This window comes from Pseudomonas sp. BT76 TE3572 (assembly GCF_050435365.1).
GTDB lineage: Bacteria > Pseudomonadota > Gammaproteobacteria > Pseudomonadales > Pseudomonadaceae > Aquipseudomonas > Aquipseudomonas fluorescens_W.
This window is the reverse complement of sequence record NZ_JBNDKE010000001.1, coordinates 6,021,394-6,034,301: the sequence shown is the minus strand read 5'-3', so window position 1 is coordinate 6,034,301 and position 12,908 is coordinate 6,021,394. Positions and strand designations below refer to the sequence as shown.

The 12,908-nt window shown below is 60.0% G+C and carries 17 protein-coding genes; 12 read left to right on the top strand and 5 right to left on the bottom strand.

Annotated elements, in window-relative coordinates; all coding sequences use genetic code 11:
- Nucleotides 1–19 precede the first annotated feature (19 nt).
- The 12 genes from ABH912_RS27545 (at nucleotide 20) to ABH912_RS27490 (ending at nucleotide 9,602) form a co-directional block, all read left to right on the top strand.
- On the top strand, nucleotides 20–952 hold the full coding sequence (locus ABH912_RS27545) for an FHA domain-containing protein (protein ID WP_033060841.1): 933 nt from the start codon (nucleotides 20–22) through the stop codon (nucleotides 950–952).
- Nucleotides 949–2,298, top strand: a complete 1,350-nt coding sequence (locus tag ABH912_RS27540) for a FliI/YscN family ATPase (protein WP_033060843.1) — start codon at nucleotides 949–951, stop codon at nucleotides 2,296–2,298. Before ABH912_RS27545 ends, ABH912_RS27540 begins: the two co-directional genes overlap by 4 nt.
- Nucleotides 2,299–2,300: 2 nt before the next feature.
- Nucleotides 2,301–2,747: a type III secretion system stalk subunit SctO gene (sctO, locus tag ABH912_RS27535; protein ID WP_033060844.1), complete on the top strand. Its 447-nt coding sequence runs from the start codon at nucleotides 2,301–2,303 to the stop codon at nucleotides 2,745–2,747.
- A gap of 6 nt (nucleotides 2,748–2,753) precedes the next feature.
- On the top strand, nucleotides 2,754–3,320 hold the full coding sequence (locus ABH912_RS27530; protein WP_033060846.1) for a type III secretion system HrpP C-terminal domain-containing protein: 567 nt from the start codon (nucleotides 2,754–2,756) through the stop codon (nucleotides 3,318–3,320).
- The gene (locus tag ABH912_RS27525; RefSeq protein ID WP_033060848.1) at nucleotides 3,317–4,039 is read left to right on the top strand and encodes a hypothetical protein; all 723 of its coding nucleotides are present in this window, start codon (nucleotides 3,317–3,319) and stop codon (nucleotides 4,037–4,039) included. Before ABH912_RS27530 ends, ABH912_RS27525 begins: the two co-directional genes overlap by 4 nt.
- Nucleotides 4,029–4,394, top strand: a complete 366-nt coding sequence (locus ABH912_RS27520) for a FliM/FliN family flagellar motor switch protein (RefSeq protein WP_033060849.1) — start codon at nucleotides 4,029–4,031, stop codon at nucleotides 4,392–4,394. The genes ABH912_RS27525 and ABH912_RS27520 overlap by 11 nt, the downstream gene beginning before the upstream one ends.
- A gap of 1 nt (nucleotide 4,395) precedes the next feature.
- Nucleotides 4,396–5,049 (top strand): type III secretion system export apparatus subunit SctR, encoded by a 654-nt coding sequence (gene sctR, locus ABH912_RS27515; protein ID WP_033060850.1) that lies wholly within the window; start codon nucleotides 4,396–4,398, stop codon nucleotides 5,047–5,049.
- 7 nt (nucleotides 5,050–5,056) lie between these two features.
- Nucleotides 5,057–5,323: a type III secretion system export apparatus subunit SctS gene (gene sctS / locus ABH912_RS27510; RefSeq protein WP_033060852.1), complete on the top strand. Its 267-nt coding sequence runs from the start codon at nucleotides 5,057–5,059 to the stop codon at nucleotides 5,321–5,323.
- Complete coding sequence (sctT, locus tag ABH912_RS27505; RefSeq protein ID WP_033060854.1) at nucleotides 5,324–6,118, top strand: type III secretion system export apparatus subunit SctT; 795 nt, start codon at nucleotides 5,324–5,326, stop codon at nucleotides 6,116–6,118.
- On the top strand, nucleotides 6,115–7,191 hold the full coding sequence (sctU, locus tag ABH912_RS27500) for a type III secretion system export apparatus subunit SctU (protein ID WP_033060856.1): 1,077 nt from the start codon (nucleotides 6,115–6,117) through the stop codon (nucleotides 7,189–7,191). The genes sctT and sctU overlap by 4 nt, the downstream gene beginning before the upstream one ends.
- Before the next feature lie 66 nt (nucleotides 7,192–7,257).
- Nucleotides 7,258–8,193 carry a CesT family type III secretion system chaperone gene (locus ABH912_RS27495; protein WP_050482858.1) on the top strand — a complete coding sequence of 312 codons (936 nt, stop codon included), beginning with the start codon at nucleotides 7,258–7,260 and terminating at the stop codon, nucleotides 8,191–8,193.
- Between the two features lie 119 nt (nucleotides 8,194–8,312).
- Nucleotides 8,313–9,602 carry a hypothetical protein gene (locus ABH912_RS27490; RefSeq protein WP_050482859.1) on the top strand — a complete coding sequence of 430 codons (1,290 nt, stop codon included), beginning with the start codon at nucleotides 8,313–8,315 and terminating at the stop codon, nucleotides 9,600–9,602.
- On the opposite strand, the gene ABH912_RS27485 is transcribed toward ABH912_RS27490, so the two are convergent.
- From ABH912_RS27485 to ABH912_RS27465, 5 genes are read right to left on the bottom strand one after another with little or no spacing between them, the layout of a single operon-like run.
- Complete coding sequence (locus ABH912_RS27485) at nucleotides 9,603–9,962, bottom strand: hypothetical protein (RefSeq protein ID WP_033060858.1); 360 nt, start codon at nucleotides 9,960–9,962, stop codon at nucleotides 9,603–9,605. It lies immediately after the preceding gene.
- Between the two features lie 5 nt (nucleotides 9,963–9,967).
- Nucleotides 9,968–10,174 (bottom strand): HrpT family type III secretion system protein, encoded by a 207-nt coding sequence (gene hrpT / locus ABH912_RS27480; RefSeq protein WP_033060860.1) that lies wholly within the window; start codon nucleotides 10,172–10,174, stop codon nucleotides 9,968–9,970.
- Nucleotides 10,171–12,240, bottom strand: a complete 2,070-nt coding sequence (gene sctC / locus ABH912_RS27475; protein ID WP_033060862.1) for a type III secretion system outer membrane ring subunit SctC — start codon at nucleotides 12,238–12,240, stop codon at nucleotides 10,171–10,173. The genes hrpT and sctC overlap by 4 nt, the downstream gene beginning before the upstream one ends.
- A 1-nt stretch (nucleotide 12,241) precedes the next feature.
- Nucleotides 12,242–12,664 (bottom strand): hypothetical protein, encoded by a 423-nt coding sequence (locus ABH912_RS27470; protein WP_033060864.1) that lies wholly within the window; start codon nucleotides 12,662–12,664, stop codon nucleotides 12,242–12,244.
- Nucleotides 12,651–12,875 carry a type III secretion protein gene (locus tag ABH912_RS27465; protein ID WP_033060969.1) on the bottom strand — a complete coding sequence of 75 codons (225 nt, stop codon included), beginning with the start codon at nucleotides 12,873–12,875 and terminating at the stop codon, nucleotides 12,651–12,653. The genes ABH912_RS27470 and ABH912_RS27465 overlap by 14 nt, the downstream gene beginning before the upstream one ends.
- Nucleotides 12,876–12,908 lie beyond the last annotated feature (33 nt).

Below are 12,908 nucleotides of genomic sequence, written 5' to 3'. Positions count from 1 at the left end.
TTCACCTGGAGAAGACCGGATGTTTGAATTACGGGTATTGAGCGGACTGCATCAGGGGGCTGCGTTGCCACTGATTGGCGAGCAATGGCTGATCGGTGCCGATGCGGCACAGGATCTGGCGCTGTTTGACCCCGGCATGGCGAGCCTGCACTGCCGCCTGCAGCGGGTCGGTGACGACTGGACCCTGAGCGCAGAGGACGGCGTTGTATGCGACGAGCAAGGGCATGCGCACCCGGTGACGGTGTTGACACTCAACCGTAATTTCACGTTGGGCTCGGTATGGCTGTGCTTGGCCGCGGCCGAGGATGCCTGGCCAGCAGTACCCGCACCCACCGCCGCCAACACGCAGACCGATACCCCGGCACAGCCGTCGTCCGGCACCTTGCCGCGTGAGAAGATCGCCATCCGCTCACGGGTTTTCAATCGCGTCAGCGGGGTGATCATGGGCCTGCTGATCGGCATTGTCGGCAGCGCCTGGACCTTGACTCGCACGCCTTCCTCAACGCTCGAACCGGTTGCAATTTCAGACGCCACCAAAACGGTCTTCTCCGGCAAGCGCATTTCTCTGGTAGACGCCGAGGATGCGCGGCGCCAGCTCAGCACCATGCTCAGCGAGCGCATGCTCAATGACATCAGCGTGCAACAGACGCCTGAAGGCATGACGATCAGCGGCAACCTCAAGGCAGAATCGCTGGAGGTGTACCAGCGGATGCTCCAACGCTTCAAGGATCGCTACGATTCCCCCGTGCCATTGATCGATAACGTTGCCACCTCCAGCACTGGCCTGCCGTTCGTGATCGTGCAGATCATATCGGGCCCGCGCGCGCATCTGGTGACCGCCGATGGCCACCGGTTGTACATCGGTGACGAGTTGCAAGGGTTGCGCCTGACGCGCATCGATGATCAGCGCGTCGAGTTCGATGGCGACCGTCATTATGAGTTGCGCTGGTGAACGCGGCATTGGCGCAATGGAAAGCCGGGCATGTCGCCAGGCTGGAAAATTTTTCTGCGGCGACCATCAGCGGCCGGGTCAGCGCCGTCAGCGGCATTTTGCTGGAGTGCCAGATTCCCGCGGCGAGAATCGGTGACCTGTGCGAAGTGAGCAAGGCCGACGGCAGTGTGATGCTGGCCGAGATCGTCGGTTTCACCACGCAATGCACGTTGCTCAGCGCCCTAGGCACCCCGGACGGTATTCAAGTGGGCGCCCACATCCGCCCGTTGGGCATCGCCCATCGCATCGGCGTGGACGATAGTCTGCTGGGCAGCGTACTCGATGGTTTCGGTCGTCCGCTCTCGGGTGACGCTACCGGCGCCTTTGCCGGCCTCCATGACCGTCGTGTCACCCGGCCGGTGATCGCCGATGCCCTGCCAGCCACAGAACGCCCACGCATCACTTGTGCGTTGCCCACCGGCATCAGGGCCATCGACAGCGCCATGCTCTTGGGCGAAGGCCAGCGTGTCGGGCTGTTTGCCGGTGCCGGCTGTGGCAAGACCACATTGATGGCCGAATTGGCCCGCAACATGGGGTGCGATGTCATCGTGTTCGGGCTGATCGGTGAACGAGGTCGTGAGCTGCGCGAGTTTCTCGATCATGAGCTGGACGAGACCCTGCGCCGACGTTCGGTGTTGATCTGCGCCACCTCCGACCGTTCAAGCATGGAGCGCGCCCGAGCCGCATTCACCGCTACCGCCATCGCCGAGGCCTTCCGGGCCAAAGGCCGCAAAGTGCTGCTGTTGATTGACTCCCTGACCCGCTTCGCCCGTGCGCAACGGGAAATCGGTATTGCTGCCGGCGAACCCCTGGGCCGCGGCGGCCTGCCGCCATCGGTGTACACTCTGCTGCCGCGCCTGGTAGAGCGCGCAGGCATGAGCGAAACCGGCTCGATCACAGCGCTGTACACCGTGTTGATCGAGCAGGACTCGATGAATGACCCGGTGGCAGATGAAGTGCGCTCGCTGTTGGACGGCCACATCGTGCTGTCGCGCAAACTGGCCGAACGCGGGCATTACCCCGCCATCGATGTGCAGGCCAGCATCAGCCGAGTCCTGGGCAACGTCAGCAGTCGCGAGCATCAGCGGGCCAACAACCGGTTGCGCCGCCTGATGGCGTCGTATCGCCAGGTTGAAATGCTGCTGCGCCTGGGCGAATACCACCCCGGCAGCGACCCGGTCACTGACTGCGCGGTTCAACTCAATGACGCCATCAACGCCTTTCTGCAACAAGACCTGCGCGAACCGGTGCCGTTACAAAACACCCTCGAAGCCCTCACGCACCTGACGTCGCAATTGCCGGAGTAGCCATGGATGAAGAACTGGAAATCGATCCGCAACACGCCGAGCTGGAAAGGTTGATCGGTGTACTGACACCCTTGCGCCAGCATCGTCAGGCCAGAGCCGAGCGCGCTCAGAGCCGGGCTCAGGCGGAACTGGCAACGATGCACGATCAATTGACCCAGGCCCAAGCAACGTTGGGCCAGGAACGAATCAATCAGCGCGAGCGCCGTCAAGGCCTAGCCGACATTCACCTGCAACAAACTCTGACAATGACTGAGGTCGATCGCTGGCACGACAAAGAGCGCCGGATGCTCGACCGTCTAGCCGAAGTCCGTCAGGAGGTCGATCAGCAATGCCTGCAAATTAATGCGCAACAGGCTCTGCTCGAACAAGCTCGCCAGAATGCCAAGGCACGCCAGCGCGCGGTGGAAAAACTGTCCTGTCTGAAAGAAGCCATCCATGAAGAAGGTTAAGCCGTCATGAGCGCACCCATCAAATCCACCCCGCCACCGACGCCGCAACCCAAACCTGCGCCGCGTGTCGCCCCGCCCGCCGACCGTCCGGGGCCCAGCGAATCACGCCCTGCCTCACCGTCGACGGCTAAGCGCGGGGAAACCGAGCGCGGTCGTGTTACGTGGCAGCATCAGGCAGCCGACACCCCGATGGCCGCCGACGGCTTGTTTTTTTCACAGCTGCTGATACCGCCGGTAAGCGAAGAGCCCAGCCATTCAGGATTCGCAGGGGGCAGCAATTTCAGCATGCCGTTGCCCGCCGAGGGTGTGCCCACACAATTGATCGACGAATTGGCCCAACAACTGCCTTCGCAGGCCGGGCAGCCCTTCAGCGTTACGCTTTTGATGCCCAATCTGGGCAAGGTGCACGTCAAGGCCAATAAGCGCGACAGCCATTGGGAGATTGAGTTGGGTTTCGCCCGCCCCGACGTATTGGCGCGCCTGCAATCTCGCCAGGACGCGTGCGAGGAAGCACTGAGTCAGGCGCTTGGGCATGACGTTCAGTTGTCACTGCATGACGACTTCTACTCATGAATCCGTTGTCCTTGCGTCGAATCGACCAACGGTTGGCCCAGGCCACACGCCAACTGGGTCAGGGCCTGACACTGGGCTTCAGCGCCCAGGGCCTGATGGGCGAGTTGACGCTGCGTCCGGTGACGTACGGCACTTTTGCGAGCAACGACGGGGTATGGCTGCGCAGTGCAATCGGGCTCTTGCGCCTGAGCGATGCCAGCGCGGTACTCAGTCTGCTGGGTGACGTGCCCGCGGTGCTGCAAGGCACCCACCAACCTTGGTATTGGCAATTTCTGAACCAACAACTGAGCGCTCCGATCGCCGCGCTGCTGGCGCCGATCCAACCCGTCGAAGAGGACAGTTGCAAGCTTGCCGCCGAGGTGCAATGCCGACTTCATGTGCGCCTGGGTACTGAGTCCGTCCACGCGCTACTTGCCACTGACCCAGACACCCTGCTTCGCCTATTGACCGGCGCGCCCTGGCAGGCACATCAATCGCCAATGGGTGATGACTGGCAAATCTCCCATCCACTAGTCATCGGCCAACTTTCCCTGACCCTGGAGCAGTTGGCGTCCTTGCGCCCGGGCGACGTGGTGTTGCCCGGCCACTGCCATTTCGACAGTGAGGGCAATGGCCGCCTGGACCTGGCGGGCCGAATCTGGGAGGCGGGCATAGAGGCCCATGCCCAACGACTTACTTTGCGACTGAGCCATGAGGAAGACTTTAAAAATGGGCGATGACGATCTGTATCAGGACAAGGTTGAGCTGTTATCCGAAGAAAGTGACGGAGAAGAATTGGAGTACGAGTACGACAAGGAACAGGACACCGCCGACCATGAGTCCGAGCTTCCGGAATCCGACACCCCTGCACCGGATCCGTTGGAGCAGTTGCCTATGGAGCTCACCCTGCGCTGTGGCAACCTGACCCTGACCCTGGGCCAATTGCGGTGCCTGGCTTCAGGCATGGTTCTGGAGGTGTCCGGTATCACACCGGGACATGCCACGTTGTGTCACGGCGAGCGAGTGGTCGCTGAGGGTGAGCTGGTGGATGTAGACGGGCGCCTCGGCCTGCAGATCACGCGGATGGCCTCCTGACATGGTCATGGAAGGCATTAACCCCGTTGTACTTGCGCTGTTTCTCGGCTCGTTGTCGCTGGTTCCATTTTTGCTGATCGTCTGCACCGCGTTCTTGAAAATATCCATGACCTTGCTGATCACCCGCAATGCCATCGGTGTGCAGCAAGTGCCGCCGAACATGGCCCTGTACGGTATCGCCCTGGCGGCGACGATGTTCGTTATGGCGCCGGTTGCCCATGAGATACAGCAACGCGTGCACGACCGTCCGCTGGAGCTGGGCAGCACTGAAAAACTCCAGGCCAGCGCCGACACGGTTATCGCACCGCTGCAGCGTTTCATGAGCCGCAACACTGACCCAGAGGTGATCGCTCATTTGCTCGACAACACCCGGCGCATGTGGCCCAAGGAAATGGCCGACAAGGCGACCAAGGACGACTTGATGCTGGTGATTCCAGCGTTCGTACTGTCCGAATTGCAGGCCGGTTTCGAGATCGGTTTTCTGATCTACATCCCCTTCATCGTCATTGACCTGATTGTCTCCAACCTGTTGCTGGCGCTGGGTATGCAGATGGTGTCACCAATGACCATTTCACTGCCGCTCAAGCTACTGCTCTTCGTCTTGGTGCAAGGTTGGACCCGCCTGCTCGACAGCCTTTTTTATTCGTACATGTGAGGTTGCCATGGAAGCGTTGGCATTGTTCAAGCAAGGCATGTTTCTGGTGCTGATTCTCACTGCCCCGCCTCTTGGCGTAGCGGTGCTGGTGGGCGTGGTGACCTCGCTGCTGCAAGCACTGCTGCAGATTCAGGACCAGACCTTGCCATTTGGGGTCAAGCTGGCGGCAGTAGGCCTGACGCTTGCCGCGACCGGGCGCTGGATCGGCGTGGAATTGATCCAGTTCATCAACATGGCGTTTGACCTGATCGCCCGGACCGGAGGCGCGCACTAAATGCCCTTCGACGCCCAAGGCCTCTTTGAACTGCTGCTGGGTATGGGCCTGGGCATGGCACGCCTGCTGCCGTGCATGGTCCTGGTGCCAGCGTTCTGTTTCAAATACCTGAAGGGGCCGGTGCGCTATGCCGTGGTGGCCGTGGTGGCGATGGTGCCGGCACCCTCGATCGGCCACGCGTTGACGATCCACGGTGATGCCTGGCTTGAGATCGCCGGTCTGCTGATCAAAGAGGTCGTGCTGGGCACCCTGCTCGGCCTTCTGCTGTATGCCCCGTTCTGGATGTTCGCCTCGGTGGGCGCCTTGTTCGACAGCCAGCGCGGGGCACTCAGTGGTGGGCAGATCAACCCGGCGCTGGGGCCCGATGCCACGCCAATGGGCGAGGCATTCCAGGAGATGCTGGTCATGCTGGTAATCCTGTCCGGTGGTCTGTCGCTGATCACTCAGGTGATTTGGGACAGTTACATCGTGTGGCCACCCACCGCATGGCTGCCAGGCATGACCGTGGAGGGTCTCGACACGTTCCTCGAACAACTCAACCAGACGCTGCAACACGTCATGTTGTATGCAGCGCCTTTTATCGGTCTGCTGTTATTGATCGAGGCTGCGTTGGCGATCATTGGTCTCTACGCGCAACAGCTCAACGTCTCGATACTGGCCATGCCCGCCAAGAGCATCGCGGGCCTGGCCTTTCTGCTGATCTATTTGCCCACGCTGCTTGAACTGGGCAATGGGCAATTGCAACAGCTGTTGGATCTCAAGCACTTGATGCGGCATTTGGTGCAGGTACCATGAGCGAAAAAACACAAAAGGCTACCCCCAAGCAGGTTCGCGATGCCAGGGAGAAGGGTGACGTCGGTAAAAGCCAGGACTTGAGCAAACTGCTGGTGCTGCTGGCGGTCAGCGAAGTCACCCTGAGTCTGGCGGATGAAAGCATGGTGCGTTTGCAATACCTGCTGTCACTGTCGCTAAATCAAGTGGGTAAGCCCTTCCTCCATTCGCTCGCACAAATCGGCAGCGAGGGAATCACCGTGTTGATCGGCTTCATCCTCAGCAGTGTGGGTGTGGCGATGTTGACGCATCTGGTCGGCAGCTGGATGCAGTTCGGTTTTCTGTTCGCCCCCAAAGCCCTGAAACTGGACCTCGCCAAGCTTAATCCGTTTGCCCATGCCAAGCAGATGCTGTCCGGGCAGAACATCACCAACCTGCTGCTGAGCATCCTCAAGGCCACGGCGATCGCGACGGTACTGTACGTGCAGATCAAGCCTTCACTAAATACCTTGATCCTGCTGGCAGACTCGGATCTGACCACCTATTGGCACGCACTGGCGCAAGTATTCCGGCATATATTGCGTGTCACCCTGGGCCTGCTGCTGGCCATGGGTATTGTCGATTTCGCTCTGCAAAAATATTTCCACGCTAAAAAACTGCGCATGAGCCATGACGATATCAAGAAGGAATACAAACAGGCCGAGGGCGACCCTCACGTTAAGGGTCATCGCCGCCAGTTGGCTAAAGAGCTCTTGAATCAGGCTCCCACGACGCCACGCAAGCCTGTGGAAGACGCCGACATGCTGGTGGTCAACCCTACCCACTATGCGGTGGCCTTGTATTACCGACCCGGTGTAACGCCCTTACCAGTGATTCATTGCAAAGGTCAGGACGACGATGCCCTGTCCCTGATCGAGCGCGCTAAACGCGCAAAAATTCCGGTCGTCCAGAGCGTGTGGCTGGCGCGCACGCTGTACAAGGTCGGTGACGGCCGGCACATCCCGCGCACCACTTTGCTGGCCGTGGCGCACATCTATCAGGTGGTTCGCCAACTCGACGAAATCACCGATGAGGTGATCCGAGTAGAGGCGCCCTGACTTCAGTCATGAAACTGTCACCGAAAGGCGGTTAACTGGTTTCAAAACCGCCACGGAAGCCGAACCATGAATTTACCTTTTCGGCCGTCCTTGGACACGCCGGTAAAATCGCCGATCGATCCGCTGGCACGGCCCTGGCTGCAGAGTGCAGCGTTGCATTTGGGGCTCAGCGCCGCAGAGGCAAAAAACTTCGCCAATTGCGGCCTGTTGCAACTGCCTGGCCTGGCCATCCAATTGCAACCCTGGCGCGACGCCCCGCAGCCACAATGGCTGGCACTCGGCTTGCTGTCGCGCCCGAACGATGTGCCACCGTTGCTTTGGAACGAATTGCTGTTGCGCAGTAACTGCGCCATGAGTGCCATAAGCACGTGCGCCGCCGCCATCGACGAACAGGGCCAAGGGCTGCTGCTCAATCGACTCAGCATGCAAGCCTATTCCGATACCGAACAGTTGGGCGAAGCGCTCGCTGTGCTGATTGCTTTAGCCGAGAGCCTGATCGCCGGAGCGACCGCGCTCAGCACCAGACCCACCCATTCCGAGACCCTGGCCGAGCCGCCCTCCACGCCCACCCGGCCAGCGTCCGGCAAGGATGCAATAGCCCACAGCTGGCATCGTTCCTTTCTCGTTCAGGCGTTGCAACACCTGGGCAACACCACGCCGGCTCAGACCATCGACACCATCGGGGTCATTCGTATCGGCAAGCAATCCCTGGAAATCATTGCAGACGGTGACGAGCGTCACCTGCTGATCAGTACCGCTATCAACAGCCCCTTGCATAGCAGCAGCCAACGCACGCTCGCCCTGCGCGCCAACCTGGAGTTGATGACCCTGACCGGCTGCGCGGTAGCGCTTGCACCTCATGGTGCCTGTCTGCAGGCACGGTGGGATTCCAAGGGCTTGGACGGCATTGCCTTGGGCGACTGGCTGGGTGATTTCGCCCAATTGGCAGGCGCTATGGGCAGCCGTCCAGCGGCGTCGTCCGTCACCAGGTCCAGGCTATGAGTGATCGGATACCCCGGCCTCCTGCGGCCACGTTTCACCCATCCTCCATTGAAATGAGCGACCGTGCCGGCCAAGCCTCCGCTCTGGAGCAAGGCCTGCAGCCCCGAGCAAGACCGGGCATGCAAGCGCGTGCCACCCAGGCGTTCGCCGGTTTGAACCAACGCTTTCACCGCGACTACCTCGACCCGACCCTGCAATCGGTCGCCCGCCACAGTGGCCAACTGCGTGATCAAACAGTCCAAATCGGCAGCGCTGCGGGCCGGAGCCTGAAGCACCGCGCGCTGCAAAGCTGGAGCGACAGCGTTGCCAATCTGCCCTCCGGGCGCGCTACCCTGGCAGCGGTCGGCCAAACCTTGCAACAGGTGGCCAACTGCGGCCTGCCCACGCTGGCAGCGGAGGTGGTCTTCATGCACACCTACAGTCTTCTGGCCAACAGCATCGCGCAGAAAAATCCGCAGGCCGCGCTAGGGTTGCAGGCAGTGGTTTCCATGGCGAGCATTGCCAGCCATGTGTACGTGCGTCATCCACGCATGGATCGGCTGGGTGCCGATTCCACGGTGGCGGTGCGCGGCCACTTTGGCTTGAGCACTCAAGACTGGAACGCGAAATCACCCGCAGAGCGCGATACGCTGAGTCACCGACAACAGCAGGACTCACGCAACGTCACACGCAACCAGGTGGTTGCCGAAGTGATGTATCTGGGCATCGCTTCCCTGGGCGCCGCACGAGGCGATGGCGCCCTCAGCGCTCGGGTGATCGCAACCCAATTGCGTCATTTCACGTACGCAGTTTCACGCGAAACCCTGCAGGCCAGCCTCAGCATGACCGGCATCCTTGGTGGTAAAGAAACCAGCGGGGTCAACGAAGACAACATGGCAACCTTGGGCTGGATCTACAGCGCCATGACGCTGGCCATGGGGTTTGTCCAGGACTCAGTTAATCAGGGCATCTTGCCGGCGGGCCAAACCTTATCCAGTCCGGACCTGACCGATGCCCATCAACAGCCCTTGCGGGGTGAGACATTGGCCAAATCGATCTTGTTGCTGGCAGCAACGCGCTCGGGTTTCAACACCCTCGTCTCGATCATGGATGGGCATGTGTCCAGGCATCTGGACGCTGAACAATCGGGTGTTTCGCAGAGTTTCCAGCCCAGCCTTCCTCTCAAGGATTATGGACGCGTACTCGATCAGTCATTGGCCCGCATGAGCTGGAGCAGCCTTGCCAGTGCAGCCAACATGGCTATGGGTGAGCTGGTGGCACGAGATCGTGTGTCACCCATGCTGGCGAGCTTTCTGGGCAATGGGGCCACGGCGGCCGCAATGGGATTGGCCTACCGCACGATCAACCAGACCTTCCAGGCTCATGCCGCGGTGCGCAACGCCGTCGACGACCCTCCGGCGCCGGACTGATCAGAGGCTAATGTCGTTCAAGTGATCGAGACCTACCAGCATCAATTGATGCTGGCGGATATAGTCCAGCGTTACCAGCGAACCCGTCACACCGGGCGCTGCATGCCAGACAACGAAATCGCGTTGCACATCGAGAAACAGGAAATAGTCGCTGAACAACTCCGCCTGCGAGAAACGACGCTGCAAGGCGTCGCGCAACTGCTCGGGCCGCAACGTCCAGCCCTCCAGGTGCAGGGCAATACCCCAATTGTGATGCTCGGCGCGACTGACGAACGTTACGCCAGTGGCCACCGGCCAGACCGCGGACCGCTGTGCCTTGACGTGAGAATAAAAAGCATCCTTTTGTGTAACCTGAATCATGTGACTCAATCCTTTAACTGCACGACGGTGAAATCCAGCTCATGGTCCCGGTCATCCAGGCCCTGACGCATATCCGGTGGCCACCAGATAACCAGCTCGTGATCGGAAGAATCCGGTCGTTTGCAGGCATCCGGCGAACAGCCTGAATGAATAGCGCAGCCCGACAGCACAGCCAGCAGCGCAAAAAAGGTCACGTACAGACGGGTTGTCATTGGCTTACGCTCTTGAGTAGCGAAGGCCTGGCCTTCGTCGCTTGATTTGATACCTGAGGCTGGCGCAACGCGATATACACCTCGCTTTCCTCACCGGGTTGCAGCCAGGCATGTGGCCAGGCACTTACGCCCATGACCCAACGACCACCGCAACGACCTTCGTCGATTCGCAGCGGCTTGAGTGTAGTGTTACGGGCCACCACCACCGCGACGCCCCAATCCTTTTGCGCAAACCATTGTGAACGCTGGCCGTCCAGGGTCAGGCCGTTATTCGGATCGCACAGGCTCTCGGCTGCGAATGGCAACGGCGCACCGGGAGTGAACCCGACGGGCATGACGCCATCGAGCAACTGCGTGAAGACCTGCTCGATATCACCCCGTGTCGGTTGGACAAAGCCATCGCGGCGGGCGGCGATTTTTTTCATTTGGGCATCCAGGTCATGAGGATTACCGTTCTCCACGTAACGCGAAGGATTGACCTGGTCGCCTATCAGGCGCGGCGTGAGGATAAACAGACGTTCACGCTGGGCCAGCTCGCGGTTTCGCGATTGAAACAACAGCTTGCCAAGCCAGGGAATATCCCCAAGTAACGGAATCTTGTTGACCTTGTCGTTGGCCTCCAGTCCATGGAAACCACCAATGACCAGCGAGCCATGTTCGGCGATCACCGCCTGAGTGCTGACATTGCCCTTGCGCACGCTTGGCTGCGCTGCGTTGATTTTCGACATATCAATTTGACCATCCTCGATATCGACGATCAATTGCACTTGGGACCTGCCATTACTGTCAATCGAGCGCGGTATGACCTGCAAGCTGGTGCCCGCAGTAATGGGTTCGATTGTGGCTACCCGCTCCGACGTCGCAGTCAAATATTCGGTGCGGCTGAAGTCGATCACCGCAGGCTGGTTCTCCAGGGTCAGGATCGAAGGGTTACCAATCACCGATGCTGAACCGTTGCCCTCCAGCGCTTTGATATCGGCGGAAAACTTGCCGGCGTCCTGAATGAATAGCGTCGAGTTGCCGCCTTGCAGCAGATCTGCGCCGCCACTCACGCTGCCTGATTTGAAATTCCAACGGCTTGCCAAATCGGCCAATTGATTGCGATCGATATCCAGAATGACCGCGTCGATCTCGATCAGGTTGCGCGGCACATCCAGTTGCTTGACCAGCTCTTTGTACAGCTCTTTGCGCTTGGGCAAGTCATAGATCAGCACTGCGTTGTTGCGCACATCGGCGCTCACTCGAATGCGCGATCTATCCGATTTGGAACCGCTGGATTTTTTACCGCCGCCCCCCAGCACTCGATCCAGCCCTTGTTGCAGGCTACCGGTGTCCAGTCCGCCGTAGGACAGGCCCGTCGAACTAGGCCCGGAGCCCGCGCTACCTTGCGCCTGCATCAAGTTGACGCCATTGATCGATTCGCCACGCGAGCGGCTTTCCAGCAGTTCCTGAAGAATGCTGGCAACCCCGGCCACTGACAGCTGCTGGTCACGGTAACGAATGGTCCGGTCGGCCGCATTGGCATACTTGAGAGGGAACGTCAGGATCACCTGCTTTTCGGCCTTTTCAGGCGCTTCGATTTTCTTGCTGTAGCCGCGCACGAACTCCACGTACTTGGCCGGCCCGCGCACCAACACCACGCCTTCGTCCGGCAAAGCGCCCCAGCCAAATCTAGGGTCGAGCAGGCCGACATCAGTCAAGGCACTCTGCAAGTCATCCACCGCATCGGGTGACACCTCCAGCCGTGCCGAAGTCTGCTGGTTGGTGGGGCTCACATACAGCGTTTCGTTGTAGACGAACCACTGAAAGTGATGTTCCTGTCCGAGGCGATCAAGGAACTCCTGAGGGTTTTGGGCGCGGATACGACCGTCGAGCGTGCCCTCCATAACGGGCATGTCCAGGCCTAATCCGAACTCCTTGGCGAAACTGCCCAAGACCGTCGCCAGGTCAGTCTGCTGCGCATCGTAGGCGTAGGCCGTGTGCGTCCAAGCCTTGGGTACTGCGGCCCACACCGGGGCAATCATTCCTATCAACAACAAAGGCAACCACTTGTAGGCCTTGCGCATTTCACACTCCAGGTTGCCAGGTATTCATTGTCGTGCGCCCCGCCACTGTGCCGCGCCTGGAAGCTTGCAGCAGGCTGAGCATGGCCGCGCGCTGGTTGGCCAGGCTTTCCAGGCAATTCAAGAGATCGGCAGGGCTACACGGATTTGGCAGCCAACTGAGCAGGACCACGCACTGTGTGTCGGGATCAATACCCAGCGCGCCGTCGCAGGCACAGGCAATACTGGCGCCGCCTTGGCTCAGCAAGGCGCTGACCTGTTGCGCATCGCTGCCATCGTAGGGGTCGAGTACGTCGATGCTGCAACGCACGCCCCCCTCGACCGAGGCCAGGCGTGCATTGGCCTCCTCGATCCAGCAATCCAGTGGAATCGCCGGGCGCAACTGACACCAGTGGGCGAGCACCTCGCAAAATTCACTGAAATCCATCGATGATTGCTTTGGTGATGCCGTGCTGGGCGCGCAACCCTTCATTCATCAGAGTCGTCGCGGTGGCGACCTTTTGTGAGGCATCGTTGAATGCCTGCATGTCTTCAGGCGATGCACTTTCCGACGCATCCATCGCGGCGTCGTCCATCTCGTCATGGGCTCGGGCAAACGAGCGATCAAGATGATGTTCCAAGGATTTGAATTCGATCATGTCAAGACGCCCCATCAGAAGGATTCAATACTG